This window comes from Mesorhizobium sp. M5C.F.Ca.ET.164.01.1.1, from assembly GCF_004792125.1.
Classification (GTDB): domain Bacteria; phylum Pseudomonadota; class Alphaproteobacteria; order Rhizobiales; family Rhizobiaceae; genus Mesorhizobium; species Mesorhizobium wenxiniae.
On the sequence record NZ_SRTG01000625.1, the window covers coordinates 1 to 280 of the forward strand.

1 pseudogene is annotated in these 280 nt (G+C 62.9%); it reads left to right on the forward strand.

The features are described 5' to 3' along the window. Window positions 1-280: pseudogene (locus EN807_RS35050) on the forward strand (cyclic nucleotide-gated potassium channel); the annotation flags it as partial.

Genomic DNA, 280 nt, shown 5'->3' on the forward strand with positions numbered 1-280 from the left:
GCGACGGTGCTTAAGCGCTGGGCGGGAGACGTTCGGGACAGGACGCCGGCGGTCGCCATCGATGTGCTGGCGGTTTTGGTTCCACTCGCCGCGTTTGTGCTCGTCGGCACGCCCGACTGGAGCCTCTACTGTGCCGTCTGGCTGTTGAAACCGCTACGCGACTCGACTTTCTTCCCGCTGCTGGGCAGGGTCCTGACCAACGAAGCGCGAAACCTGATCGGCGTCACCACGGTCTTCGGCGTCGTTCTGTTCGGTGTTGCGCTCATAGCCTATGTAATCG